Genomic DNA, 24,645 nt, shown 5'->3' with positions numbered 1-24,645 from the left:
AACCTGGCATGTACTGCTTTGCACCACTCAGGCTCTGGAGCTGGTGAGACATTACAGCGTCTTGAGCGCCGTGATCATGTCTCCGACCACTTTCTGGCCATCACCGTAGACCATGTGCGTCTGGTCGAGATAGAACAGGTGGTTCTCGACGCCCGAGAAGCCAGCCCCCTGACCACGCTTGATCACCAGCACGTTACGTGACTGATCAACGTTCAGGATCGGCATGCCATACAGCGGGCTTGAAGGATCGCTCTTGGCGACCGGATTGACCACGTCGTTGGCACCAATGACCAGCGTCACGTCAGTGGTCTCGAAATCATTATTGATCTCGTCCAGATCGGCGATCATGTCATACGGCACCCCGGCTTCCGCCAGCAGCACGTTCATGTGGCCTGGCATGCGGCCGGCAACCGGGTGGATCGCGAAGCGGACTTCCACGCCACGCTCACCCAGCAGCTCAACCATTTCCCAGACCTTGTGCTGCGCCTGAGCGACGGCCATGCCATAACCCGGCACGATGATGACGCGATCGGCGAAGGCCAGCTGTACTGCGGCGTCCATCGGAGCAGATGCCTTCATGCTGCCTTCGATCTCGCTCTGCTCGCCACTGCTTGCACCACCGAACTGCTTGAACAGCACGTTGCGGATCGGACGATTCATCGCCTTGGCCATCAACTGCGTCAACAGCGTACCGGCGGCCCCCACGACAGTACCCGCGATGATCATCGCGGCGTTGCCCAGCACGAAGCCTTCCATCGCGACCGCAAGGCCCGTCAGCGCATTGAACAGCGAGATGATCACCGGCATGTCCGCGCCACCGATGGGCAGTGCCAGCATCACACCGAACAACAGTGCAAGCGCGAAGAACACCAACACCAGTGAGCTGGACGGTTCAACCGCGGCAATCACGACACCCAGATAGACCGTCAGACCCAACACGATCATGTTGATCAGCTGCTGGCTCTGGAAGTGGACTGCCTTCTTGATGCGGCCATCCAGCTTGGCCCAGGCAATGATGGAGCCCGAGAAAGCGATGGCACCGATCATTGCCCCGAGAACACCCAGCCACAGCGCCAGTGAACCATGCTCTTCAATCAAGGCCGGATTGTCGCTCATGCGCATCAGCTCAACCGCGGCGATTGCCGCTGCCGCACCACCGCCCATGCCGTTGTAGATGGCAATCATCTGCGGCATGTCAGTCATGGCGACTTTCTTGCCTGAGTACCAGGCGATACCACCACCGATCACGATCGCCAGCAGCATCAGCCCATAGCGCCCGTCAATCTGCGGATGCAGGAAGGTCAGCAGCGTCGCCACGACCATCGCGATGCCGGCCCAATGAATGCCACTGCGCGCCGTGGTGGGGTGAGACATGCGCTTGAGACCGAGGATGAACACCACCGCCGCCGCGAAATACCCTGTTTCGACCAGCCAGTTCATCAGCGAGCCTCCTTATCTTTAAGACCACTGGTAGCGCCTGCGCCCTTGGTGCGGTCGCTCGCCTTGAACATTTCCAACATGCGTTCGGTGACGACATAGCCGCCGACGGCGTTGCCCGCGCCCAGCAACACGGCGATGAAGCCGATGAACTGCTGCATGCCCGTCTCGGCCTGACCGAGCGCAATCATCGCCCCGACCAGTACGATGCCGTGGATGAAGTTGGAACCGGACATCAGCGGGGTGTGCAGGATGACAGGCACGCGCGAGATGACCTCGTAGCCGACGAAGGCCGCCAGCATCAGAATGTATACGGCAGAAAGTCCTTCGATCATGAGGCGTCCTCCGCGCGAGCGCGCACGTCATCGTGGGTGATGCGGCCACCGTCGGTCAGACGCATCGGGCCGAGCACCGCATCCTCGAAATCAAGCACAAGCTCGCCGTCTTTCATGAAAGGGGTCAGCAGATTGAAAAGATTCTTGGCGTACATCTCGCTGGCATTGACGGACAGACTCGAGGCCATGTCCAGCGGGCCCAGTATCGTCACACCGGAATGCTCGACGCGCTTGCCGGGTTCGGTCAGCTCGCAGTTGCCGCCACCTTCAGCGGCCAGGTCGACCAGCACGGCGCCGGGCTTCATGCCCTCGACCATCTCGCGACTGATGATGCGCGGCGACGGACGCCCCGGAATCGCGGCCGTCGAGATCACCACGTGTGCGTCACCCATGTGACGTGCCAGCGCGTCAGCCTGCTGTGCACGTTCATCCTCTGTCAGCTCGCGGGCGTAACCGCCCTCACCGGAAGCGTCGACACCGGTATCGATCATCTTGGCACCGAGAGACTCGACCTGCTCACGCGCGGCCGCACGGATGTCATACGCCCATACCTGTGCGCCGAGACGCTTGGCCGTGGCAATCGCCTGCAAGCCGGCCACGCCAGCCCCGACCACCACGACACGCGCTGGGCGCACGGTACCGGCCGCAGTCGTCAACATCGGGAAGAAGACCGAGGACTCGTTGGCGGCCAGCAGCGCAGCATGATAGCCCGCGACGGCTGCCTGAGAGGACAGCGCATCCATGCTCTGCGCCCGCGAGATACGCGGCACGAACTCCATGCACAGGCTGGTCAGCCCCTGAGTCGCTAACGTGGTGATCAGCTGTGGGTTCAGATACGGCGTCATCAGTGCGACAACGACAGCACCCTCACGGAACTGAGCGATCTGCTCTTCAGACGGTGTCCGTACACACAGCACGAGATCAGCAGCAGCACGCGCGGCAGCGATATCCTCCTCGGCAACCACTGCCACCCCCGGCTGAGCGACGTAGGCATCATCCGTGAAGTGAGCATGACGGCCTGCGCCGCTCTCGACATGCACGAGGGCCGCGCTGTCATCTTTCAACTCGCGGTCCAGGTGCCGCGCCAGCTTGCCAGCCGTGATCGGGTCAAGCGCGACACGGCACTCGCCGCGCGCCAGAACATCCACTGCACTGTCGAGTGCGCGCATTTCACGCACGACAAGAATATTCAGCATCGCGCACCTCGTCTCACGTCAGTCTCCATACCGAAAGCAATCTGCCTTGGGTGGTCCATGGCTTCATTCCTGTTGAGCGCCGATTCGCTCCGCAACGCTTTCGCGTGGAGGTATCAGCCGCTTTATTGTGTGCTACACAGCACGAATCCAATGTGCAGCGTGAAAAGGTGTCCACTATCAGTCTTTTCTTGTCGGCATACTGGGGTCAAGCGCTTCGATATAAAAAAGCCAATAAAATCAACCATAAAGCTAATGTTATGCCATGCATAACAGTAGCCTTATGTCTGCTGACCGATAGTCGGCACGCCAACAACATGATTTCCAATGACTTTATGCATAGCGCTCTGCCAAGCGTAGCTCAGCTTTCTGTTATGTATCACATAACCTCTGCCTTATGGCTGAGTTGAGTGTCGCCATGGTAAAGAGCACTACCAAGTGATGGTGCTCTCTTTCACGCCATCCTCAACACTTCATCAGCCGTCAATCTACCCGAAGCGCTATCAACAACAAGGGGTCAGGGGCAGTGCTCAAGAAGAGCAGCTCATGCAAATAGGCGCGGCGTCCAGTGCGGGGGGACGCGTCCAGTCATCAGCAAGTTCTGCATCAACACCCTGTGCCGTACCAAGCGTCAATGCCGCCTCAACACTCCCCTCTTCAGGACGGAAGAAGGGCATGCTCAGACGCTTGCGAAATGCCGACAGTGAGCCATCATTCCCCTGCTCGACCTGCGCAATCACTTCCAGCAGCAGATGCGTACGTGGCACATAAAGTGGATTGCAACCGAGCATGCCCAGACGACGCTGACGCTCGTCGTCGTCTGACAGATCGGCGGCGGCGATACGGGCCTGATAGCGTGTCAGCCACGACGTTGCGCGCGCCTCATCGGCATCGACATGCAACCCTTGGGTGCCGGCCAGCAATGTCACTAGCGCAGCCGGCGCCGGCTGCGCTACATCCCAATGGCTCAGCAAGCGATAGGCATGCGTATGATCAACGCGCCCTTCTGTCAGCAGATCACGCCACTGCTGTACTAGCGTCATGTCCTCATCATCGGTATCCGGCAGGCCAAGACGCAGACGCATCAGGCGCGCGTACTCACGCTGCAGCTCACCTTCGTACTGGCCCAACGCCTCGGAAAGCGCCTCGACGTCAATCAGCGGCGAGAATGCCACGCCCAATCGCTCCAGATTCCAGAGACCGATACCCGGCTGTTGAGCAAAGCCATAGCGACCTGCCTGATCGGTATGGTTGGGAATCAGATTGGCCTCATAGCCATCAAGGAAGGCATACGGACCGTAATCAAAGGTCATTCCCAGCAGTGACATGTTGTCGGTGTTCATCACCGCATGCACAAAGCCATAGCTCTGCCAGGCGGCAATCAAACGCGCGGTGCGAGCGATCACTGTCTTGAACATGCCCAGCGTTGCGGCGATCCGCACAGCGTCTTCCAAGGGCATGTCATCGCTGGATGGCGTGTCGGCGCGCGCCTGCGCCAGACATTCAGGGAAGTGCTCGCGCAATGCATGGTCGATCAGCACCTTGAGGTCGTCATAACGGCCTGAATGCGCCAACCACTCGAAGTGCCCAAAACGCAGATGGCTTTCGGCCACCCGCATCAGAGTGGCACCAGGCTCAATCACTTCACGCTGAACGCGCTCACCATTGACGGCCAACGCCAGTGCGCGACTCGTCGGGATACCAAGTGCCGCCATGTATTCGCTGGCGAGGTATTCGCGCACGCTGGAACGCACCACTGCCTGACCATCACCGAAGCGAGAATACGGAGTTCGTCCGGCGCCTTTCAGATGCAGGTCAAAGGTGGCCTCTTGTGGTACATCGGTGCCCGGACGCGTCACGATCATTTCGCCAAGCAACAGACCACGGCCATCTCCCAACTGCGGATTGTACTGACCAAACTGATGGCCAGTGTACTTCTGGGCCAGCGCATCCATACCGGGAAGCACCTGCTCTCCCGCCATTACCTGACGGAGTTGCTCGCGTGCCGGTGAGTCAGAACCGTCTTCCAGAAGCTCCGTCAGCCCTAGCAGGCGAGCGCAGTCAGGACTCACATCAGCCAAGCGCGTGGCCAAGCGTGACTGCGGGGCCATGCGAGAGAAGAAGTGCTCCGGCAAGCGTGCATAACGGTTATTGAAACGCAGTGTCGAGAAGGACTGCGGAGTGGCAGCGCCAGGAAAATCACTCATCGAGAGGCTCCGTCGGATCAATGCTCAGCATCGATCCGCTGGGGGAAGTAGAAGGAGGAGTGCCAGAAGGCAGCCTGGAGGACTTGTCGTTGTCGCTATCAGCGTCAGTGCCATCATCAGGCGTCAGCAGCCCTCTCAGTCCACCGGATGGGCGGCCTGGTGGCAACTGACTGGCCATCTCATACAGCTTACGGGCGGTAGTGTCGGAGCGTGCCTGGCGCTGCAGCGCTTGATTGCCGCTATCCGCCGCTGACGTGCGTTCGGCGGTCACGCCTGGCAACGATTGCTGATGCGCTTGCGCAGAGATGTCATGTGCATGTTGCGCGCGGCGCAATAGCAGGCGCTTGCGCGGAGTCAGTGCCAACTCCGCCAGTCGTGCCTTGCCCCACCAGGGGTGCGGGGTATGGGCCCGTTGCGGCGAATCCAGAGTATCAGTCGCGGCCGCCACCTCCGGCAACGCATCCAGCAGAGGGAAGTGCTCACTCTCGGGCTGGGCCTGCCACCAGAGACTCAGCGTATCGTTGAGAACCAATAACTGACGCGCACGTGTGGCGGCGGTGTAACTCAAATTGGTGGCCAGTACCTGATTCGGTAATTGCTGGCGGCTACCCGGTAGTGCCAGATCATTGGCCAGTACCACACAATCGAACTCCAGACCCTTGGCACGAAAGACGGTGCCGAGCATGACGGTAGGCATGGAGACCGACTGCCCACTGACGATGGCCGCCTGCAAATCACCATCCTGTTTGCGCAACTCGCCTATCCAGCGATCCAGCGGGGCCTGCGCGTACCACGACGCCAGCTCGTGCAGACCGCGCGCCTGATGATCATCAAGACGCGTCAACGCGCCCAATACCTGAGCGGGTGTCTGGCCCAGGCGCGTCAACGATGGCGGTAGCAGTCGCCATAGCTCACGCTGGCTCGCGATGTCGCCCTGCTCTGCCCATTGATGGCAACGCCACAGCCGCCAGTGATCCAATAAACCAGCCAACGGATAACCTTCAATGCCATCCAGCCACGCCACGACCATCCCCCGCTGATGTAAGGCCAATGCCTCACCCAGTATGGCTATCGGTCCGGCACTGATAATGCTGTGCCGAGTACCATTGCGCAGCAAGGTCTCACGGACTCCGGGTGTCGCCAGTCGCGTCGCTGGTCCCAGGCCACTCATGCCCTGCTCGCGCGCCGTCGGTGAACAGGCGGCCAGTCGTGTGCCCAATGCCGCCAGAGACGGGCCAAAACGCCAGGCACCGGGCAGCGAGTAGACTGTCGCGTCCGCCAGTATCGGAGAATCCAACGAACTCAACCCTTCATCTTGACGCGTCAGGCTCTGATGCGGATCACCGATCAGCAACAGGTCACAGCGTTGACGGCGCAACATCGCCAGTAACGCTGGAGTGGCATCCTGTGCCTCATCCAACATGACCAGATCAGCCTCCAGCGATTGACCATGCTGCGACCACAACTTGAGCAGTGCATTGAATGACAGGCCTTGCTGGTGGTCGGCCGGGTCCAGCAAGCACTCCCATACCAGGCGCATGCTATCCACTTGCTGACGCAGCTCCGCTGGCGATAGCCGCTCAGCGACGCTTTCAGGCAGATGTTCAGGCATGGGGACTGCATCGCTGGCGGCGAAGAAGGTATTGAGCCCCTGTGCCATCTGGCTGCGCGATTGGCTGGAAAGGCTGCCGAGCCAGCTCAGGCTCTGCGGGGTTAGTCGACGTGTGATGTCCTGCTGACGTGTGAGCTTGTCGCCATATTCTTCTGCCAGCGCCTTCCGTGCCAGCTGATGCAGTGACAGACAGCGGACATTGTCCGGCAACTGGCTAGCAGTACGCCCGGCTACGGCTGGGTTGAGGGAGGTATAGATGAGAGTTTCATCGGCGTAGGTCCGCGCCAATTCCACCATCAGTACGGTTTTGCCGCTACCGGCACAGGCACGCACGACGACACAATCGCTCTGCTCGGCACTGGTGGCCGGCGTGCGATCGCGCATGCGCGAGGGAAAGGGATGGGCGAGAATTCGCCGCTGGTCATTGCTCAGATGCATGACGGCATGATCGCCCCTGTTAGGCCAGGGGGCAAGGCCCGCCATCGCCGAAATGCGCGACAACGAGCCACGTGCGAGCCACGTGCCAGGCGAACAGGCGGCTTACGACAGAGCACCATTGGCGGCGAGTCGCTCACGCACGGTACGCATCAGGCCGCGATTCCAGCGCAACAGGTCATAAAGGGTGGTGAAATAGGCGTTGCCGCGAGTCGAATAGGCGGAGAGCGTCGGAATCAGCTCTTCTGCGCGCACGGGCTGGCCGGCATTGCGCAGACGACCCCGCATCTCGCGTAGTTCAGCGTAGCTGCGCTGCGCATTGAGATTGCTGAAATAGGCGGCCACTCCCGCCTCCAGGCTTTCAAAGCGTCGGTATTCGCGCCCTGCCGGCCCGATGCCGCATCCGCGCCTGAAACAGCGCATCCCAAACAGATTGTTGGCATCACGCGCATGCCCCGAGGTGCCCCAGCCAGATTCCTCGATCGCCTGCACCAGCACCATGTCCAACGGCAACGTATCGATACGCAGCAGCAGACGATTCCAGCTGACGCCAATATCCTCGCGCGTCACATCGCACGGGAGGCTGGCCTGCTCGCATAGCCCGTTGAGGCGCTCCTGCTCACGCTCACTATAATCCCGCCCACCGTCTCCGGCGCGCTTGCGCATTGCAAGCAACCAATCGCGCTGCTCGATCAGACGCTGATTTTCGGCAACCACCAGTGGAATCATCAGCTCAAAGAACGCCACCTTGCGTGGCGTTCCTGCGGCTAGCGAGCGCAAGTCCGGCATCTGCTGAGTGTTGTCTCTGGCTACCAGCTCGTCATCAAGACGGGCGGCCTGGGCAGCAGACCCCATGCTGACGGCGATCACGAGCATGATGCACAGTATCGTCAGCGGCCCCTGCCAGCCACGCGCGCCCAATCGCTTCAGCGCACAAGCCAATCGACCCAACATCAACCGCTGCCCTGCCGCCAGCGCCATTATCGGCCTCAACATCATCGGCTGCGACAAGGAGTGAAGATATGTCATACGCTGCGCTCGCAGTCAGAATGAGGGCTCAAGACGCCGCCCGAAACGTCAGACTCAAGGAAGAGATACCTGTCAGTCCATCAACGTAGTGATGAGTGCTGCATGAAACCTCAAAAAAGCGTTGCGGAGAAGCCTGTTCTGCTCATGAATCGTGAAAAAATACGCCAAACAATGTCGTCAAATACCGACCTGATGACAGAGGATCACGACACTCGACAGCAAAACGCCCCCGCAGCCGAAGCTGCGAGGGCGTTATTCCATCAACACGATGGAGCATTCGATGATGACTATCCAGGCGCAGTATTACGCGCTGAGCATGCCATTCAGACGACGCACGTAGGCGGCCGGATCTTCCAGCGCGCCACCTTCAGCGATGATGGCCTGATCCAACAGCACATGGGCCAAATCAGTGAAGTAATCACCTTCACCACCTTCCAGGCGACCAAATAGCGCGTGCTCCGGATTCAGCTCAAGAATCGGCTTCACTTCCGGCAGCGGCTGGCCCGCCGCTTCCATCATCTTGCGCATCTGGTAGCCCATTTCATGCTCCGGCAGCACGACACAGGCCGGAGAATCCGTCAGACGATGAGTGATGCGCACTTCCTGAACGCTCTCGGCCAGTGCTTCCTTGACGCGCTTGACCAATGCTTCCTTGGACTTGGCGGTCTCTTCCTGTGCCTTCTTCTCTTCTTCGTTCTCGACGTCGCCGAGATCGAGATCACCCTTGGCGACATCTGCGAAGGATTTGCCATCGAATTCGGTCAGGTGGCTCATCAGCCACTCGTCGATGCGATCAGTCAGCAGTAGCACTTCGAGGCCTTTCTTGCGGAAGATTTCGAGATGCGGGCTGGACTTGGCGGCATTGAAGCTATCAGCGACCAGATAGTAGATCTTGCTCTGGCCTTCCTTCATGCGCTCCACGTACTGGGCCAGTGACTGGTCCTGCGTGGCGCTGTCAGTGAGCGTGCTGGAGAAGCGCAGCAGCTCGGCAATCTTTTCACGATTGGCGAAGTCTTCTGCCGGGCCTTCCTTGATCACGGAGCCGAACTGATTCCAGAAGGTCTGGTACTGCTCCGGGTCCTTGGCCAGCTTCTTGAGCATGTCCAGACCACGCTTGGTCAGCGCCGACTTGAGCTTGTCGACCTGCGGGTCTTGCTGCAGCAGCTCACGCGAGACGTTCAACGACAGGTCATTGGTATCCAGCACGCCCTTGATGAAACGCAGGTACAGCGGCAGGAACTGTTCGGCATCGTCCATGATGAAGACGCGCTGTACGTAAAGCTTGAGTCCGCGTGCAGCTTCACGCTGATAGAGGTCAAACGGCGCACGACCCGGCACGAACAGCAGGCTGGTGTACTCAAGCTTGCCCTCGACCTTGTTGTGACTCCAGCTCAGCGGATCAGAGAAGTCGTGAGACACATGCTTGTAGAAGTTCTTGTACTCCTCATCGCTGACCTCGGACTTTGAGCGCACCCATAGCGCCGTCGCGGAGTTGGCGGTTTCCCAATGAACCTGCTCGTTACCTTCATCATCTTTCTCGACACGCGGCATACGTACCGGTAGTTCGATGTGATCAGAGTACTTGGTGATCAGGCTGCGCAGACGGTGGTCATCAGCGAATTCGACGGCATCGTCCTTGAGGTGCAGCACGATTTCAGTACCACGCGCGGCGCGCTCGATGTCGGCGACGCTGAACTCACCTTCACCACGTGAGGTCCACTCGACGCCTTGATCAGCTTCAAGATCAGCACGACGGGTGCGCACGGTAATCTCATCCGCGACGATGAAGCCAGAATAGAAGCCGACCCCGAACTGACCAATCAGACGTGAGTCTTTCTGTTGATCACCGGACATGCTCTTCATGAACTCGGCAGTGCCGGAGCGTGCGATGGTACCCAGATTGGCAATCACGTCGTCACGACTCATGCCGATGCCGTTATCACGCAGCGTAACGGTCTTCGCTTCGGCATCATGTTCGATCTCGATGCGCAGCTCGCTGTCGTTGCCATAGAGGGCATCGTTGTCCAGTGCCTGATAGCGCAGCTTGTCGCAGGCATCGGCAGCATTGGAGACCAGCTCGCGCAGGAAGATTTCGCGATTGGAATACAGGGAGTGAATCATCAGGTGAAGCAGCTGCTTCACTTCGGCTTGGAAACCGTGTGTTTCAGTATGCGTTGCGGTCGTCATTGCAAGGGACCCCTCGTGGTGGATGCCTGATGTGGATACCCGCAGCAGTCAATGTGGCAGCTGCGGCAGGAAAAATCGGCTCGTGGTCGCCCGCCTTTATCGGCGACAGGTCGTTCCAGAGCACTCGTGAACCAGATATGGGGCAAGGGTGAGCGATTTCAAGGCACTAGCGATGGCTAACGACAAATGAAAAGGCACCCCGAGGCGCTGTCGCAACCAAGGAGTGCCTGATGAATACCTACGATCCTATCAATCGCCTGACGAGTCATCGAATCAGCCATCAGATCAAAAATCCAGCTGATCACAACGCATCAACCCTCCAATGTCTCCAGCACAAAATGCATGCGGGCACTGGCCACCAGCCGCCCGAGTGACCGCTGCCAGGCGCTGGCACGCACGTTGACCATACGCCGCCCTGCCCGAATCACCTCACATTCGATCCGTGTCGTGCTATCGCCCCGCGCAGTCGCCAGATAATCAATGGAGAAGTCGATCAGCTTGGGCAGCCGCGCCTCTTGACCGGCATCGCTATAGCGCCTGAGCACCTCAAGTGTGGCCGCCGTTTCCATCGCCGCGGCCAGGACACCACCATGTACGGCGGGTAGCAGCGGATTGCCGATATTATCCGGCATGGCGGCCATCTCGTAGCGGACCGCGTGATCCGGTAGTAGCTCGGTCTCTGCAGTCGGTGGCTCTTCGAGCGCACACAGCCCAAGGCCAATCGCCTTGGCATACGGCAGGCTCGCCAGTAAAGCTGCCAGCTGGGCATGTGTCCGCTGTTCTTCGACAAAGCGACGTGCACTGAGCAATCCACGTGCGTTCTGCTCAATATCCGAGGTATTCACCACTATCTCGCCTGATGGAGCATGTGTCGCATTACTAGTCGGAGCCGTCGAGGAGGATGCCGCAGCAGACGTCCTGGCCGCCGCCAGCAACGCCTCGACAAAGCCGGAAGGGGTATTGCGCTCCCCCAGTCGAACGAAGTTACCAATGGCGCGACACAGAAGTCGGCCTGGCTGCTGCCAGATCTGCGCCTCGGTAAACACCATCGACTCGGTCACCCGCAGCACTCGCGCCTCTCCATACAACGGTAGCCCTTCTATTCCGGGGCGATAATGATCAAGGCGCAGATCCAGCGTCGGACAGACTTCCGGCATCGGCAATCCAGTGAGTACCGCGCCACCACACAGGGTGTCGGCAAACATCGTCAGCACACCGCCATGCACCAACCGCCGATGCGGGTCGCCGATCAACGCGGACTGCCATGGAAGCTGCATACGCACCGCGGGAGCCCGGACTGCCTCTACCGTGACTCCCAGCCGCTGAGTATGCGGAATGAAATCGACAAAACGTGATAGCGCATGCTGCCATGCCGCGTCCTCCAGCTCCCCACCAGCACACGGTACGTCATGTAGATTGACGGCCAGCGTCAACAGGCTCTGGTGACTGTCCGTGGCCTCTGCCAGTGATGTAGTGCTCACATCCATAATGGCATGGCCATCAACATGATCGACACGATGAAGCCGACACCCCACAGCAGTGAGCGCAATAGGGCAATATTGGCCAGATAACAGGCCCAGTAACCCAAGCGTGCGAGTACGAATATCACCGCAAGCGTGGTCGCAAGCGGGGCACCAGGGGCGACGATGATGCTGACCAGCACACCGGTGGCAAAGACCGGGAACGCTTCAATACTGTTGTGATGTGCCGCAAGTGCCCTGGCGCCAATCCCCTCGAGCGTACGTTGCTGAGCGCGCGGGTCATGATTGTCATATCCACCAGCACGCTGCTGCGCCCAAACCACCGGCATCTTGGTGAACACCAGCATCAACGCAGCAAACACCAGACAGGCATAGATGAGCATCACAGGCTCCTTGGGGGTCATGAAGAACAGACAAGCAGGTGCAGGCACCTCACTCGCAATGTTTCAAACTTCCGTTTGATATATCAGGCCGAGCATAGACCAGACTCATTGCGCACGGCCATGCGGCGAATGGATAGCACTAGACAACATGGTGTATCAGCAAGATGATCATTCCTTCGGCGACGCTTCGCCCCGCCAGCAGCGATAATCTTCCAGTGCATCATCCAGCTTGCCGAGCAACCAGGTCACGATCACGAGATCATCCAGCAGTCCAAGACCCACCAGTACATCAGGGATCAGATCCAGCGGCGATATCAGATAGACAAATGCCCCCGCCGCCAGACCCAGCGCTTTCCACGGCACCGGGCGATAGCAGCCAGAAACCACATCGCGAATCAGTGGTCCTAACGTACGCAGTGCTGCGCCTGCCTTGCCCAGAATACGGCGACGTCCAAACAGTCGCGTCAACCATAACGCCTTGCCCATACGGGAGACTCCTCGTACTTTTTACAGCATTTACGTTTCACGGCATCTTGGGGCCAGTATCAGATGGTACTGTTATTCAGCGCCATCGGCTGCCACGATGCACGTCAGTGGGTGCTGAATCGGCAACCCCAGATACTGAGAATCGGGGCACCAGGTCGCTACCACAAGGTCGCAATGGCATTCCGCCCCATTACCGACAGTCGCAGGAGTCTACAGGTGACACCAGCCATGCTTTCTTCCCATACCGGCCGCGGCATACGTGGATTACGCCGCCTTGCTACGCTGCGTCACTTGACCGGCCTTGGCTTACTGCTAGGGTTGAGCCTGCCGCTGCAGGCAGCCACTCCAAGCGACCAGAGCTTCCGCTCCGCCTTCAATGATGCGCGTGCCAAACGCTTCGACGACATCCAGCAGACCGCCGTCAATGGTCATGTACTGGAAGGCTATATCGAGTATCACCAGCTCAAGGCACGCCTGCCCAATGTGACAGCCTCTGAAGTGCTGTCCTTCATCGAGCGTCACGCCGATTCACCACTGGCGGAGTGGATGCGTGGTCAGGCCATCTCCGCCTATGGGCGTACCGGTCGTCATGAGTCATTGCTCGAAGTCAGTGATGGCATACCCTCCGGTGCCACTCGCCAATGTTATTACTACACGGCTCAGTTATCGCATGACTTCGCCAGTGCGTCCCGTGGCGGCCTGGAGCTCTGGCATGTCTCAGGCTCTCAGGACTCGGCCTGTGACTCACTGTTCTCTGCCCTGCGCGATCGTGGCGTGATTGATGACCAGGCCATCTGGGAGCGCGCCATGCTCGCCTGGGCAGCCGGCCAAGGCAGTATGACCAGCTATCTGGAACGCCAGCTTTCCAGTAACTGGCAACAGGCCATCTCTGCACGCGAGCAACTCGAGGGCAACTTCTCGGCCATCACGCGCATCCCGACCAACCTTGGACATGGCGGACATGCCTTTGCAAGCCTGGGTGTGGCGGCCATGCATGGCTTTACTCGCGCTGATACCGAAGCCGCGCTGGAAGCATGGCGCAAGATCAATCCGCATATGCCGATGACGGATGAGCAGCGTCATGAAGTCGAGCGTGATCTGGCCTTCTACTCGCTGGTACGTGATGTACCCAACAACCGCGGCTGGGTAGATGCCCGCCTGCCGGTACTCGACGACGAGGAGCTGTTCGACCTGCGCATGCGTAATGCGGTACGTGAAGGCAACTGGTCAGACGTGCATGAATGGGTGCTGAAGATGCCGGATCGCTTCAGCGGCGAAGCGCGCTACCAGTACTGGCTGGGCCGTGCTGACGCCAGTCTCGGTAATCAGCAAGAGGCACAAGCAGCCTGGACGCGTGCAGCAGGTGAGCGCAATTTCTTCGGATTCCTCGCCGCTGATCGTATTGGCAAGGCGTATGCCCTGAACCGTGATGACCAGGTCTTCTCCGATGCCGAGATGGCCGATGTCGGCGAACTTCCGGTGGTGAAACGCGTGAAAGCGCTGATGAACATCAACGAGATCGGACTGGCTCGCTCTGAGTGGTTCAATGCTGCCGCCCAGGCCGATGACGCAGGAGCACGCCGTCTGGCCGCTTACGCGCTCAAGCAGCAGTGGTACGACCTGAGTGTATTTACAACCATTCGCGGCAAGCTGTGGGACGGCCTGTCCTGGCGCTTCCCGCCCGCCTGGCAGCAGGACTTTCAGCGTTACGGTGCCAATGCTGGCGTCGACCCGTGGATGCTGATGGCGCTGGCGCGTCGCGAAAGCGCCTTCAATCCGACGGCAACCTCACCTGTCGGCGCCCGTGGCCTGATGCAGCTGATGCCGGGCACGGCAGCCAAGGTCAGTCGTGACCTGGGCCTGTCGGTACCGAGCAATTCTGCACTGAATGATCCAGACACCAACATCCGTCTCGGCAGCACCTACATTCGCGAGATGATGGATCGCTACTCCGGCAACCGCCTGGCAGCCGCTGCTGCCTACAACGCAGGCCCGGGTCGTGTCGATCGCTGGTTGGCCGATACGCCGGGTGAGTACGATCGCTTCGTTGAGCGTATCCCCTTCAAGGAAACACGTGAGTACGTCAAGGCGGTACTCGCTTACCGTGTCATCTTCGAGAGCCTCGCCAAGGGCTCAAGTGAAGGCGTCAGGGTCGTCAGTGAACGTGAAGTCAACCAGAGCTATACCACTGCACTGGTCGACCGTCGCTGATTCACTGGCGTCAGCAACCATTACTGGCAACATGAAAACGCCAGCCCCCAGGGGCTGGCGTTTTCAGTGCTGGCTTGCAACGTACCGGTACGAGACACGCCATGGCCCACGTCAGGAATCAGTCATCACGCTGTGGACGAATACCCGTTGACGGTGCCGTATCCTTTGCCGCCTTGAGATCAGAGAGCCGCGAAGTGGAAGGCGCATCATGCTGTGGAGCATAACGTCCGAGTGCCTCAGCATAGCTAAGCGAGCGTTCATTACTCTCTCGTGGCGCCTGTCCCTTGGCCTTGGTGAAGGGTGTGCCCGCCTCCAGGGGACTGCTGGCTGACAGACTATCGCCGTGCTGAGCATGAAATGCCCCCTGCCCACCTTGCCTCCGTGATGTCGCAGAAGAACGCGGCGTACGCCATAAGCGCCAGGCGATCAGAATCGCCAGCCCCCAGCTGACCACGCCTAGCCCGCCATAAACGAGCATCGACCAGACATTGCCCGGACGATGGCCGGCATTGATGATGACGACCCGCGACAGGTCAATCTCAGGCCAGCGCTGCGCCAGCAGTTCACGCTCATCCCCCGGCAGGTCGGTCTCGGCATGTAACACCGTGCCGAACAAACCGTCCGGGAACTCGATCAGCGGCGGCACATTCTCAAGGCTCTCGACAGAGTCGGTGCGTATCAGCACGCCCATCTTCTCGATACGCGGCCACTCAGCATCAGGAATGTTATCGATACCGCCAAAGGCACGCGATAGTCCCGCCAGCTCCAACAAATAAGGGTTCATGTCAGAAATGACCGGATAATACAGCGTCTCGATTTTCTGTCCTTCACCACTCGTGGCATCGAGTCGGAAGGTCGCGACGTGCTCACGATAGACTGCCCAGTGATTGCGTAGCGAGACGAATTGATTGACCGGTAAATTGCCCTGCTCAACCGTCTCCAGATTCAATGTTTCTGGCCGTGTGGTCGCGCGCCCGACCCAACGTCCTTCATCGACGGCATATAGCCAGGCAGCGATCCCTGCTACCACAAGCACCACCGCGATACATCCGCCCATCCGGCGACGTAAGGTATGTGAAAGACTCATTCGATTGCGTTCCCTGCCTTTGCCAGCCTTGACGGGCCGGTCTCTATGTTATGACAACATGACGAATATCCACGGTTGTCGCACGCGTCTTGGCAATCACGACTGGCAATTATCCTGCGCCTTTATGGCTTCTCCAGTCGAGATGACAGCCGATTGCTCTCATTACAATAACGCTGTCGCAAGCGCAGCACTTCAAGCGAGTTCGACGACAATGCATCGAGTACATAACGATTACAGGCATGCTCGGCACGTTGTTGGGCAGCCTCGAGCGACTTGCGCGCCTCACGCTGTGCTGGCGTCATACCTGCGTAAGGGTCGCGTAGCGGCTTGTAGGTGGCGGCCGCCTTGCAGTACATGGTGCGCGTCTCGATGTGCGCCGCACGACCGCGCTGCTGCAACGCATGGCACGTCTCGACAAACAAGCGACTAGCCATACGCGAGCAGTTGCGCTGCTCACCAGGACTGCCACTTCTACCGATACTCTCACATACGGAAGCACCATCAATACGCCATAACTGGTGGCGAAAATCGATGTTGTAACCGTAATAGAGCACCTGCAGCTGCTGCACACGCGAATCATAGACATCCGCGATGTCGCGCTGCTCAAGGTGGGTGACGACATTGAGAAAGGCCGCCAGGGTCAATGTCACAGGATCCATGTGTCATGTGGGATACGTACTGCTATCCCGGGCTCTCCATCGCAATGATCACTATCGCCTACACGGCCTAGCGGCTGAGCGCGAGGCGCGCTCCGAGCAGTACCATCACCGACCCGGTGATGCCTTCCATCCAACGCGACACGTGCGGCTTCGCCAACCATCGGCCAGCACCGCCAACCATCAGGGCCACGCTGATCTGCCAGATATTGGCAATCACGAAGTGAATGCCAGCCAGCCACAGGGACTTGAGGACTGCCGGATCCGTCGGCGCAATGAATTGCGGCAGAAACGCCATGTAGAAGACCACTGTCTTGGGATTGAGCACATTGGAGAGAAAGCCCTCACGCAATGGCTGCCAGACTGACACGTGCTGACGGATTACCTTGGCGTCAACTTCCAGACCTCGCGCACGGCGTGCACTCAGCAAGCTCTTCATGCCCAGCCAGATCAAATAGGCTGCTCCGATCAGCTTGAGCGCCGAAAAGGCCCATGCCGATTGCAGCAAGATCAATGAAATACCTGCTGATGACACTAATGCGTGTACAAAAAGCCCTGCACAGATGGCCACGCTGGTCAGTACACCATCGCGTAACCCGCCACGTGAGGTGTTGCGTATCACCAGCAGTGTATCGACGCCGGGGGTCACGGTCAGCAGAGTAATGGCCACCAGAAAGGACCAGAAGGCGGTATCGAAGTGAATGAAATCAAACATGCTGAATGTCCTTCTGACAGGCGTGACTCCATGCTCCCGTGGCATGGACAGACGTCCAGTCTAGGCGAGCGTAGGCGGCCTGAAAAGCCTTCCAGGTCATCACTCGTCACGTCACCTGAGCTTTACTTCCCGACGCTTGACGGCGGCTGATCCGTTTGGCTGACAAGACCTCAGCCACACAGAGTACGTGGCGTGGTGATTGACGTTCCAACGCCAGGTTCAACCTATCAACCACAGACTCGCCAGAACATCTGCCAGCATGACCAGCAAGGCGAAAAGAATGACCAGGCCATCCTCCCCCACTAACCCGAGGCCTAACAACAGTAGCGTGACGGCAGGAATTGCCGCAGCGAATGGCACAAGCTCAAGAGGCACCATGGTCGTGGCGAGCAGGATGGCAAGCAAGGCGATACCACGATACGCAAGCCCACGAGTCATGAATCCCAGCCGTGGTTTCAGGAGTCTGTCGATACGGCGCGTCCATGGGCGGGCCCGTTGCACGCCATGAGACAGACGTGCATGCGCGAAGCTGAACTGGGCCAGTCGCTTCGGCAACCATGGCGTGCGATACCCCAATAGCAACTGGCCCGCAATCAACACGATGAACAGGGCGCAGGTGGTGGGCACACCGGGGATTGCCCCGGTCGGCAGCAGTACCAGCAGTGCCGGCAATACCAGCAAGGGCCCAAAGCCGCGTGAGTTGAAATGTTTCAGTATGGCGCCGAGCGAAATATCGCCTTCTATCTCACGATCCAACTCTTCCAGCAGCCCGGTCAGGCCACTGTCCTTGCAGTATTCGCTCATGATTGATCCGTATCGAGGAGGTGTGACGAGATCGGCCGGTGAGTGGGCCATGACAGCACAGATTCAGGGACTTACAGATTCAGGGACTTACAGATTCACCCCACCAGGCGATCTCCCAGCATGCCAATCGTGAAACCCAACGAGGCGCCGAGTGGTGGAGACCAGTGATGCGCTACCCGCGACTGGGGCGCAATATCCTGAAAGACCAGATAAAGAATGCCGCCTGCCGCGAAGGCCATCACTGCGCCCAACACCATCGGAGCATCAGCAAGCCACAGGTGCCCGGCGAGTGCCGCCAGCGGCCCCAACAATGACAGCAGCACAAAGGCACTCATCCCCGTGAAGACGCTAAGTCCCGCCCCGTCAAGTTCGCGATAGGCATTGAAGCCCTCAGGGAGATTCTGGGCCGCGATGAACACGGCCAACAGCATTGCCGCGGAGGGGGATGCTGAGGCCAAGGCACCCAGTGCAATCGCCTCAGGGATGAAATCCATCAACATCGCCAATAACTGCCCCCTGGCACTGCCATCACGCGCCAACCAGCGATCAATCTGCATGAAGCTGACCGCACCAAGTAGAAACAGCCCCAACAGGGGCCATAGCGGCAACGCATTCATGGCGTGCGGTACCAGCACCAGAGATATCGCCGCCAGCAGGATACCTCCCCCCAGCGCCGTGATTCCGGCAAGCCAGCTGCGTTTGACATGACTTTCATGGCTACGCTCCCACTGGGCAATGACGCCACCCAGTGGAATGCAGAGCCCTGCCATCCACGCCAGGGCCAGCATTTTCCACGGAATGTCAGTCATCAAGACGCCTTGGGAGCCTTGGTTTTCACGGAACGCTCACCCAGTGCGCGCATCAGCAGGCTGGTGCCAACACCCCAGGCGCCATTGAGAATCAATCCTCCTACGACCATGACGGGCGCGACCGCGATCCCCTTGAGCGGGAAGACAATCAACATCGCGACAGCCGTGGGGCCGACAGCGCCGAATATCAGGCTGATCACCCAATGACGCATGCCAACTCGACCGCGCACCAGCGCCCATAACGGTAGGCCCCATAAGCCGCCCCAGAAGGCGAGAGAGATCACCGCTGGCACTCCCAGAGGGCCAACCGGTGTCATGTTGAAGGGTGCCTTGGGCACGAGATCCACCAGATAGAAGAGCCCAAACAGCCCCTGATGGAAGATCAGCGTCGCCAGAAAGGCCGCCACGAATGCTTTTAGCCAGACCATGTTCACTTCCTTGTCATTGACAGTAGAGACGGCGTTATCAGCCGGCGTGAGATTGACGCTCGGATATCTGATCGTTCAGCGTCCAGAAGTCATACAGCACCCCAATGAGGAACAGGCCACCGGTGCACAGGTAAATCAGCCCCGTCAGCCATTTGCCCATGTACATGCGATGGATGCCGAAGACACCGAGGAACGTGAGCAGAATCCAGCTCAGTGAGTAGTTGATGGGACCTTCACGGAAGCGAAAGTCCGCTTCACGATCCATCGCGGGGATCAGGAACAGATCAATCAGCCAGCCGATACCCAGCAGGCCGAAGGTGAACAGCCAAAGGGTGCCAGTGACCGGCTTGCCGTAATAAAAGCGATGCGCGCCGAGAAAACCGAAGATCCACAGCAGGTAGCCCATCGTCTTTGAGTGTGTGTCCTGAACTACAGGGGAGTCTGTCATGAACAATGCCTTAGCCGCTCAGCGGCACATGGTAATAACCGAATATATCAAATGCGGCCACAGGGGCCGTGAAACAAGGCGCGAGGCCACTGATGGCGCTTCCATAAGCGACAACGCCATCCACGCAAGTACGAGGATGGCGTTATGAGGGCAGCGCTGCGAGGTTATATGACGCCCAGTTCGCGCAGACGTTCCTTGAGGTAGGAATCCGCCGTGTGCTTGTCAGATAGCACCACCTCCGGACGCGGGTGCAGGAACAATGGCAACGACAGACGCGACTGACTAGAACCCTCTCCGGTGGGATTGATCACACGGTGAGTCGTCGACGGGAAGTACCCTCCACTGGTTTCCTGCAACATGTCACCGACATTGATCACCAGCTGACCCGGATCGCACGGCACATCCATCCACTCACCGTTGACGTCCATCACCTGCAAACCAGGCTCGTTGGCGGCCGGCAAGACCGTCAGAAGATTGATGTCTTCATGCGCGGCTGCACGCACTGCCCCCGGCTCTTCACTACCGGTCATCGGTGGATAGTGCAGCACGCGAAGCAATGTCTGGCCGCTGTCCTTGATCATATTGGACAACGGTTCACGATAAAGCGCAGCGACGTCTGCCGGCGAGTGGGCTTCTACCCAGCTCAGCAGCTCAGCGGCGAAGGCTTCTGCCTGACGATAATATTCCATTGCATTGGCACGCAGGCTTTCCGGTATCTTGCCCCACGGATAGATATGGTAATACTCCTTGAGGTCACGCGCCGTATTGCCCTTGGCCGTCTCGGAGACATTCGCCGGAAATAAGCCATCTTGCGTTTTCGGATCGAAACGCCATTCAAGTTTGTCGACACTGGCAAAGAATTCAGCCCATTCGGCGTAAATCTTCTCGACCAGATCATGAGAAATCGGATGATTTCTAATGACACCGAAGCCTGTTGTGCGCAGGGATTCGACGAATTTTTCGGCGGCATCAGCCGAGCGGTAATCTACGTTCTGGACCTTCATGGCATTTCCATCTATGTTGGCTCTGTGTGAGCATCCTACTTGAGCAGGAAGGTGTCGCCAATACGACTACTTTCTGTTCGATAAAGATGCAAGCATGTGCAGTTTTGGCTGCATGCGTAGGTTAAGCAGGAAAGGATGTCGTCGCAGGACGTAACACGTCTCTCTGGTGGAATTCCCCCTAGCCACACCAACGCACCTCGGTCTGATGGGCAGACCACCAATATCATCTCGTAAGCAAGGAAAGAATCATGGCAACTGGCACAGTCAAGTGGTTTAACGACACTAAAGGTTTCGGCTTCATTTCTCCTGACGACGGCGGCGACGACCTGTTCGCACATTTCTCTGAAATTCAGTCAGAAGGCTTCAAGTCTCTGCAAGACGGTCAGAAGGTTACCTTCGACGTCACTCAGGGCAAGAAAGGCCTTCAGGCCGCAAACATCAAGGTAGCCTGATCTCCTGATCAGTCTATTCAGGCCGCCCTCAACAGCTGCCTGATGATGGCAAGTACCAAGTAACAGAAAAGCCCGCCGAAAGGCGGGCTTTTTGTGTCTGCAAGAGCAGCGCCGGAGGCAGGGCAAGCACCAGACGCGCAAACGCCGAAGCGATTCGCTTCGGCGTTTGCATGCCACATGAAGGCGTCAGATGGACGGCTTCATCACACCCGTGTCCTGCTGGACACCACTTACTGGGTGCTATCGACAGATTCGTTAGCTTTCATCTGGGCTTCATCGACCTTGGCATTCGCGGCAGAAGAAGTGGAATCGCCTGACTGCTCAGCGGAATCGGTCATTTCAGCTGCCTTTTCCTTGGTAGAAGTATAAGCACCCTTAGCAGCATCGGAAGTTGCGTCAGCAGCGTCGCTCACACCCTTCTTGGCAGATTCGTAGGTATCAGAAGCGGCATTCTTGGTAGCTTCGACCGCACTTTCATTATCGGTAGTCATGTCGTCGCCCATTGACTCATCTGCTTCGGTAGCAGACGGGTCATGCTTGGGCGGATGACCTTCACCCTGCATTTCGTCCATCGGCGGCTTTTCGCCGTTTTCCATGTTCATCGGCGGCTTCTCGCCGTCTTTCATGTCCTTCGGGGGCGGCGGCGCATCAGCCGGCTTTTCCTGGCTCTGGGGTGCAGGCTTGTCAGCGTCCTTCGCGGCCTTGTCACCGTCGCCACTATCGCAACCAGCGATGGCCAAGGTCAGGCCTGCGGCCAGTGCGGGAATCATCCATTGCTTGAGTTTCATCGTCTTCTCCATGATAGGTGGGGAGTCGCCAGCCCCTTGTTTCCTGCAAACGGCATTGCAACAAAGGTCAAGTATTCATGCAAGTGAAAGCATGATCAAACGTTTGGATAACAATAACATGGCGTTCGATTGGCAGCTTTTCAAGCAATATGGCCAATCGGCAGCATCAAAATGTTATCGAACACCATTTCTGATCACTCTCCGATATCTTCGTTCCATATTTCTGGCTGTTCTCGAATGAACGTATCCATCAGCTCACGACACCGGCCATTGTCCATGACGTCCACCCGAACGCCCAATCCACGCAGATGGTCTTCCGCACCCATGAAGGTGTGATTCTCGCCCACCACGACATGCGGAATGCCATACAACTGGATCGCACCACTGCACATCGGGCACGGGGACAGCGTCGTATAGAGTACGGATTCGCGATAGACGCGAGCTGGCAGGCGGCCAGCATTCTCCAGCGCATCCATCTCACCATGCAGCACCGTGCTGCCTTTCTGCTGACGCTGGTTGTGGCCACGTCCGATGATATTGCCATCATGAACCAGCACGGAACCGATCGGCACCCCGCCAGCCGCATGGCCCTTCTCGGCCTCTTCAATGGCGGCCTGCAGGAAGCGGGCGTGATCAGCGTTGGTTGCACTCATAGTCTTGCTCCGATAAAGATTGGGAAAATACGGCAGAAGGTTTCATGTAACCTCCCGGCAATTCGTATCATCAGGCCAGAGATGCCGTGATGAGAAACAAGTCGATGTAAAACACGCGGCTCAGCCGAGACCGGCTTCGCCCGTCATCATCTGGCGAGCGCGTCGCAGGCCTTCATTGCTGGCATTGGTGGGCTCGCCAACTTCACTGGCAAGCTCACGGAAGCTGCCCATGGCGCCCAGTAGCGCTGATGCCTCATAAGGGATGAAGACGCGATCACCTTCACGTGCCATGTCCGGCAGCATCTGCAGATACTTCTGACCCAGCATATACCCCACCACCAGCTGTGGGTCATCTGCGCCAATGGCATCGCGCAGCTGATAGATTGCTTGACGCTCGCCTTCGGCACGCAGGATGGATGCTTGCTTGTCACCCTCCGCGCGCAGTACTGATGATCGCTTCTCACCCTCGGCAGTCGCAATCGCAGCCTCCCGCTGGCCATTGGCTTCGGTGACGGTGGCACGGCGCTTGCGCTCTGCGGCCATCTGCAAGCGCATGGCGTCTTCGACCTCTGACGGCATGCTGATGTCCTGGATCTCGACACGCGTGACCTTGACGCCCCACTTGTCGCCGACTTCATCCATCGTTATCTGCAGGGCGTCGTTGACCTCCTTGCGGCTCTCAAACAGCTTATCCAGCTCCATGCGGCCAATTTCGGAGCGCAGACTGGTCTTGGCCAACACCTCAATGGCCTGCGTGAAGTTCTCGACTTCATAGACGGCCCGCTTGGGGTCGACGATCTGGAAGTAGAGTGCGCCATTGACGGTGACGGTGACGTTATCCGTGGTCACCACACTCTGGCCCGGGAAATCCATGACGGTTTCGCGGCGGTCGATGCGCGTCTCTTCGACGACCAGTGGCAGGTTGTCACCCTTGACCTGACGATAGCGACGGATGGTGATGGAGCGCGGCTTGTCGATGAAGGGCACCACCAGATTGATGCCGGATTCCAGCGTACGATTATAGCTACCGAGGCGCTCGATCACGACGGCCTCCGACTGCTGCACGATCATTAATCCCTTGGCCAACAGGATAACGACCAGTGCCAGAATGATAAGGATAATGACAAGTTCCGGACTGATGATCATGGCGTTTCACTCCCTTGAATTGGCCTGCTTCCTGCGGCCTTTATTGGTGTATTGAGCACATTTTGAAATGACGATTCAGGGTGTCTGCGCAAGACGCTCGACCCGAACCGTGATCCCTTCGACGCTCACGATTCTGACAGTTTCGCCGACCATGGGCGCCACCTTCCCCTCCCAGCGTAGCGGAAACTCGTTACCTGACAGGCGCACGGCAAGTTTGCCCTCGACTCCCGAGATAACCTCTGCCAGCTGCCCTGCCTCAGCACCGCTTCCCAGCGTGCCATAGCGCTCGCCGGGCAATAATCGGGGATGAATCTTGCGTACAAATAACGGCACCAACACCAATGCCGTCACAGCGACACTGATGAGCTGCAGGTTAAGCCCCACGCCAAGTGCCGCTGCCAGCGCGCCCCCTAGCGCACTGACGCCCAGTGCCAACAAGATGAAGTGGGCGCCAAGCAATTCGAGCCCCGCCAGTATCAATGCGAGGATGACCCAGACATGCCAGCCGGACAGATATTCCATGCAGTGGCCTCCCTGAAGCGAACAGAAACAAGATGTCGCGAGTAGGCAACAATACGCTGCCATAAACAGCACGAGCGCAGTCGAGTAAACCTCAGACTGCGCTCGTGTGCCAGTGGTGTGCCCTATGGAAGACGGGG

General features: G+C 58.5%; 24 protein-coding genes. 2 read left to right on the top strand and 22 right to left on the bottom strand.

What is annotated here, in order from left to right; genetic code table 11:
- Window positions 1-51: 51 nt before the first annotated feature.
- The 10 genes from GQR90_RS04905 to GQR90_RS04855 form a co-directional block, all read right to left on the bottom strand.
- On the bottom strand, window positions 52-1,440 hold the full coding sequence (locus GQR90_RS04905; RefSeq protein ID WP_158773139.1) for an NAD(P)(+) transhydrogenase (Re/Si-specific) subunit beta: 1,389 nt from the start codon (window positions 1,438-1,440) through the stop codon (window positions 52-54).
- Window positions 1,440-1,772, bottom strand: a complete 333-nt coding sequence (locus GQR90_RS04900) for an NAD(P) transhydrogenase subunit alpha (protein WP_158773138.1) — start codon at window positions 1,770-1,772, stop codon at window positions 1,440-1,442. The genes GQR90_RS04905 and GQR90_RS04900 overlap by 1 nt, the downstream gene beginning before the upstream one ends.
- Complete coding sequence (locus GQR90_RS04895; protein ID WP_199269472.1) at window positions 1,769-2,968, bottom strand: NAD(P) transhydrogenase subunit alpha; 1,200 nt, start codon at window positions 2,966-2,968, stop codon at window positions 1,769-1,771. Before GQR90_RS04895 ends, GQR90_RS04900 begins: the two co-directional genes overlap by 4 nt.
- A gap of 527 nt (window positions 2,969-3,495) precedes the next feature.
- Complete coding sequence (locus tag GQR90_RS04890) at window positions 3,496-5,172, bottom strand: protein adenylyltransferase SelO (protein WP_158773137.1); 1,677 nt, start codon at window positions 5,170-5,172, stop codon at window positions 3,496-3,498.
- A complete protein-coding gene (locus tag GQR90_RS04885) occupies window positions 5,165-7,222 on the bottom strand; it encodes an ATP-dependent helicase (RefSeq protein WP_158773136.1) in 2,058 nt (685 codons plus the stop codon). The genes GQR90_RS04890 and GQR90_RS04885 overlap by 8 nt, the downstream gene beginning before the upstream one ends.
- 102 nt (window positions 7,223-7,324) lie before the next feature.
- A complete protein-coding gene (locus GQR90_RS04880; protein WP_158773135.1) occupies window positions 7,325-8,248 on the bottom strand; it encodes a glucosaminidase domain-containing protein in 924 nt (307 codons plus the stop codon).
- Between the two features lie 303 nt (window positions 8,249-8,551).
- Window positions 8,552-10,435, bottom strand: coding sequence for a molecular chaperone HtpG (htpG, locus tag GQR90_RS04875; protein WP_158773134.1), 1,884 nt, complete (start codon window positions 10,433-10,435; stop codon window positions 8,552-8,554).
- 311 nt (window positions 10,436-10,746) lie between these two features.
- On the bottom strand, window positions 10,747-11,916 hold the full coding sequence (locus GQR90_RS17585) for a PaaI family thioesterase (protein WP_233266435.1): 1,170 nt from the start codon (window positions 11,914-11,916) through the stop codon (window positions 10,747-10,749).
- Window positions 11,913-12,299 carry an MAPEG family protein gene (locus tag GQR90_RS04860; RefSeq protein ID WP_158773133.1) on the bottom strand — a complete coding sequence of 129 codons (387 nt, stop codon included), beginning with the start codon at window positions 12,297-12,299 and terminating at the stop codon, window positions 11,913-11,915. The genes GQR90_RS17585 and GQR90_RS04860 overlap by 4 nt, the downstream gene beginning before the upstream one ends.
- A gap of 168 nt (window positions 12,300-12,467) precedes the next feature.
- Window positions 12,468-12,785, bottom strand: coding sequence for a YkvA family protein (locus GQR90_RS04855; RefSeq protein ID WP_158773132.1), 318 nt, complete (start codon window positions 12,783-12,785; stop codon window positions 12,468-12,470).
- Window positions 12,786-12,848: 63 nt separating this feature from the next.
- On the opposite strand from GQR90_RS04855, the gene GQR90_RS04850 reads away from it, so the two are divergent.
- Window positions 12,849-14,996 carry a transglycosylase SLT domain-containing protein gene (locus GQR90_RS04850; protein WP_233266434.1) on the top strand — a complete coding sequence of 716 codons (2,148 nt, stop codon included), beginning with the start codon at window positions 12,849-12,851 and terminating at the stop codon, window positions 14,994-14,996.
- A gap of 118 nt (window positions 14,997-15,114) precedes the next feature.
- Here the strand turns inward: GQR90_RS04850 and GQR90_RS04845 are convergent, their stop codons facing one another.
- The 8 genes from GQR90_RS04845 to GQR90_RS04810 all read right to left on the bottom strand — a co-directional run bounded on the left by GQR90_RS04845 (window position 15,115) and on the right by GQR90_RS04810 (window position 20,947).
- A complete protein-coding gene (locus GQR90_RS04845) occupies window positions 15,115-16,083 on the bottom strand; it encodes a hypothetical protein (protein ID WP_158773131.1) in 969 nt (322 codons plus the stop codon).
- 122 nt (window positions 16,084-16,205) lie between these two features.
- Window positions 16,206-16,742 carry a hypothetical protein gene (locus GQR90_RS04840; RefSeq protein WP_158773130.1) on the bottom strand — a complete coding sequence of 179 codons (537 nt, stop codon included), beginning with the start codon at window positions 16,740-16,742 and terminating at the stop codon, window positions 16,206-16,208.
- Between the two features lie 67 nt (window positions 16,743-16,809).
- Window positions 16,810-17,454, bottom strand: coding sequence for a LysE family translocator (locus GQR90_RS04835; protein WP_158773129.1), 645 nt, complete (start codon window positions 17,452-17,454; stop codon window positions 16,810-16,812).
- A 219-nt stretch (window positions 17,455-17,673) separates the two neighbouring features.
- Window positions 17,674-18,258, bottom strand: coding sequence for an exopolysaccharide biosynthesis protein (locus GQR90_RS04830; protein ID WP_158773128.1), 585 nt, complete (start codon window positions 18,256-18,258; stop codon window positions 17,674-17,676).
- A 95-nt stretch (window positions 18,259-18,353) separates the two neighbouring features.
- A complete protein-coding gene (locus tag GQR90_RS04825; protein ID WP_158773127.1) occupies window positions 18,354-19,067 on the bottom strand; it encodes a ZIP family metal transporter in 714 nt (237 codons plus the stop codon).
- The gene (locus GQR90_RS04820; RefSeq protein WP_158773126.1) at window positions 19,067-19,495 is read right to left on the bottom strand and encodes a hypothetical protein; all 429 of its coding nucleotides are present in this window, start codon (window positions 19,493-19,495) and stop codon (window positions 19,067-19,069) included. The genes GQR90_RS04825 and GQR90_RS04820 overlap by 1 nt, the downstream gene beginning before the upstream one ends.
- A gap of 37 nt (window positions 19,496-19,532) precedes the next feature.
- On the bottom strand, window positions 19,533-19,943 hold the full coding sequence (locus tag GQR90_RS04815; protein WP_158773125.1) for an NINE protein: 411 nt from the start codon (window positions 19,941-19,943) through the stop codon (window positions 19,533-19,535).
- A gap of 164 nt (window positions 19,944-20,107) precedes the next feature.
- A complete protein-coding gene (locus tag GQR90_RS04810; protein WP_158773124.1) occupies window positions 20,108-20,947 on the bottom strand; it encodes an isopenicillin N synthase family dioxygenase in 840 nt (279 codons plus the stop codon).
- Between the two features lie 248 nt (window positions 20,948-21,195).
- Between GQR90_RS04810 and GQR90_RS04805 the strand changes: the two genes are divergently transcribed.
- Window positions 21,196-21,399 (top strand): cold-shock protein, encoded by a 204-nt coding sequence (locus GQR90_RS04805; RefSeq protein WP_024950534.1) that lies wholly within the window; start codon window positions 21,196-21,198, stop codon window positions 21,397-21,399.
- A gap of 230 nt (window positions 21,400-21,629) precedes the next feature.
- On the opposite strand, the gene GQR90_RS04800 is transcribed toward GQR90_RS04805, so the two are convergent.
- The 4 genes from GQR90_RS04800 to GQR90_RS04785 form a co-directional block, all read right to left on the bottom strand.
- A complete protein-coding gene (locus GQR90_RS04800) occupies window positions 21,630-22,187 on the bottom strand; it encodes a hypothetical protein (protein WP_158773123.1) in 558 nt (185 codons plus the stop codon).
- A gap of 194 nt (window positions 22,188-22,381) precedes the next feature.
- Window positions 22,382-22,840, bottom strand: a complete 459-nt coding sequence (locus GQR90_RS04795; protein WP_158773122.1) for a nucleoside deaminase — start codon at window positions 22,838-22,840, stop codon at window positions 22,382-22,384.
- Window positions 22,841-22,960: 120 nt separating this feature from the next.
- On the bottom strand, window positions 22,961-23,986 hold the full coding sequence (locus GQR90_RS04790) for an SPFH domain-containing protein (protein ID WP_158773121.1): 1,026 nt from the start codon (window positions 23,984-23,986) through the stop codon (window positions 22,961-22,963).
- A 75-nt stretch (window positions 23,987-24,061) separates the two neighbouring features.
- Window positions 24,062-24,508, bottom strand: coding sequence for an NfeD family protein (locus GQR90_RS04785; protein ID WP_158773120.1), 447 nt, complete (start codon window positions 24,506-24,508; stop codon window positions 24,062-24,064).
- Between the last annotated feature and the right edge of the window lie 137 nt (window positions 24,509-24,645).

The organism is Cobetia sp. L2A1 (assembly GCF_009796845.1).
Taxonomy (GTDB): Bacteria; Pseudomonadota; Gammaproteobacteria; order Pseudomonadales; family Halomonadaceae; genus Cobetia.
The sequence above is the reverse complement of the archived record's forward strand: the minus strand, read 5'-3'. Positions and strand labels throughout refer to the sequence as shown.

Excerpts from the sequence above, each read along its gene's own strand:
- GQR90_RS04905 (WP_158773139.1), bottom strand. The coding sequence starts at position 1,440 with ATGAACTGGCTGGTCGAAACAGGGTATTTCGCGGCGGCGGTGGTGTTC.
- GQR90_RS04900 (WP_158773138.1), bottom strand. The coding sequence starts at position 1,772 with ATGATCGAAGGACTTTCTGCCGTATACATTCTGATGCTGGCGGCCTTC.
- GQR90_RS04895 (WP_199269472.1), bottom strand. The coding sequence starts at position 2,968 with ATGCTGAATATTCTTGTCGTGCGTGAAATGCGCGCACTCGACAGTGCA.
- GQR90_RS04890 (WP_158773137.1), bottom strand. The coding sequence starts at position 5,172 with ATGAGTGATTTTCCTGGCGCTGCCACTCCGCAGTCCTTCTCGACACTG.
- GQR90_RS04885 (WP_158773136.1), bottom strand. The coding sequence starts at position 7,222 with ATGCATCTGAGCAATGACCAGCGGCGAATTCTCGCCCATCCCTTTCCC.
- GQR90_RS04880 (WP_158773135.1), bottom strand. The coding sequence starts at position 8,248 with ATGACATATCTTCACTCCTTGTCGCAGCCGATGATGTTGAGGCCGATA.
- htpG (WP_158773134.1), bottom strand. The coding sequence starts at position 10,435 with ATGACGACCGCAACGCATACTGAAACACACGGTTTCCAAGCCGAAGTG.
- GQR90_RS04860 (WP_158773133.1), bottom strand. The coding sequence starts at position 12,299 with ATGCTCATCTATGCCTGTCTGGTGTTTGCTGCGTTGATGCTGGTGTTC.
- GQR90_RS04855 (WP_158773132.1), bottom strand. The coding sequence starts at position 12,785 with ATGGGCAAGGCGTTATGGTTGACGCGACTGTTTGGACGTCGCCGTATT.
- GQR90_RS04850 (WP_233266434.1), top strand. The coding sequence starts at position 12,849 with ATGGTACTGTTATTCAGCGCCATCGGCTGCCACGATGCACGTCAGTGG.
- GQR90_RS04845 (WP_158773131.1), bottom strand. The coding sequence starts at position 16,083 with ATGAGTCTTTCACATACCTTACGTCGCCGGATGGGCGGATGTATCGCG.
- GQR90_RS04840 (WP_158773130.1), bottom strand. The coding sequence starts at position 16,742 with ATGGATCCTGTGACATTGACCCTGGCGGCCTTTCTCAATGTCGTCACC.
- GQR90_RS04835 (WP_158773129.1), bottom strand. The coding sequence starts at position 17,454 with ATGTTTGATTTCATTCACTTCGATACCGCCTTCTGGTCCTTTCTGGTG.
- GQR90_RS04830 (WP_158773128.1), bottom strand. The coding sequence starts at position 18,258 with ATGAGCGAATACTGCAAGGACAGTGGCCTGACCGGGCTGCTGGAAGAG.
- GQR90_RS04825 (WP_158773127.1), bottom strand. The coding sequence starts at position 19,067 with ATGACTGACATTCCGTGGAAAATGCTGGCCCTGGCGTGGATGGCAGGG.
- GQR90_RS04820 (WP_158773126.1), bottom strand. The coding sequence starts at position 19,495 with ATGGTCTGGCTAAAAGCATTCGTGGCGGCCTTTCTGGCGACGCTGATC.
- GQR90_RS04815 (WP_158773125.1), bottom strand. The coding sequence starts at position 19,943 with ATGACAGACTCCCCTGTAGTTCAGGACACACACTCAAAGACGATGGGC.
- GQR90_RS04810 (WP_158773124.1), bottom strand. The coding sequence starts at position 20,947 with ATGAAGGTCCAGAACGTAGATTACCGCTCGGCTGATGCCGCCGAAAAA.
- GQR90_RS04805 (WP_024950534.1), top strand. The coding sequence starts at position 21,196 with ATGGCAACTGGCACAGTCAAGTGGTTTAACGACACTAAAGGTTTCGGC.
- GQR90_RS04800 (WP_158773123.1), bottom strand. The coding sequence starts at position 22,187 with ATGAAACTCAAGCAATGGATGATTCCCGCACTGGCCGCAGGCCTGACC.
- GQR90_RS04795 (WP_158773122.1), bottom strand. The coding sequence starts at position 22,840 with ATGAGTGCAACCAACGCTGATCACGCCCGCTTCCTGCAGGCCGCCATT.
- GQR90_RS04790 (WP_158773121.1), bottom strand. The coding sequence starts at position 23,986 with ATGATCATCAGTCCGGAACTTGTCATTATCCTTATCATTCTGGCACTG.
- GQR90_RS04785 (WP_158773120.1), bottom strand. The coding sequence starts at position 24,508 with ATGGAATATCTGTCCGGCTGGCATGTCTGGGTCATCCTCGCATTGATA.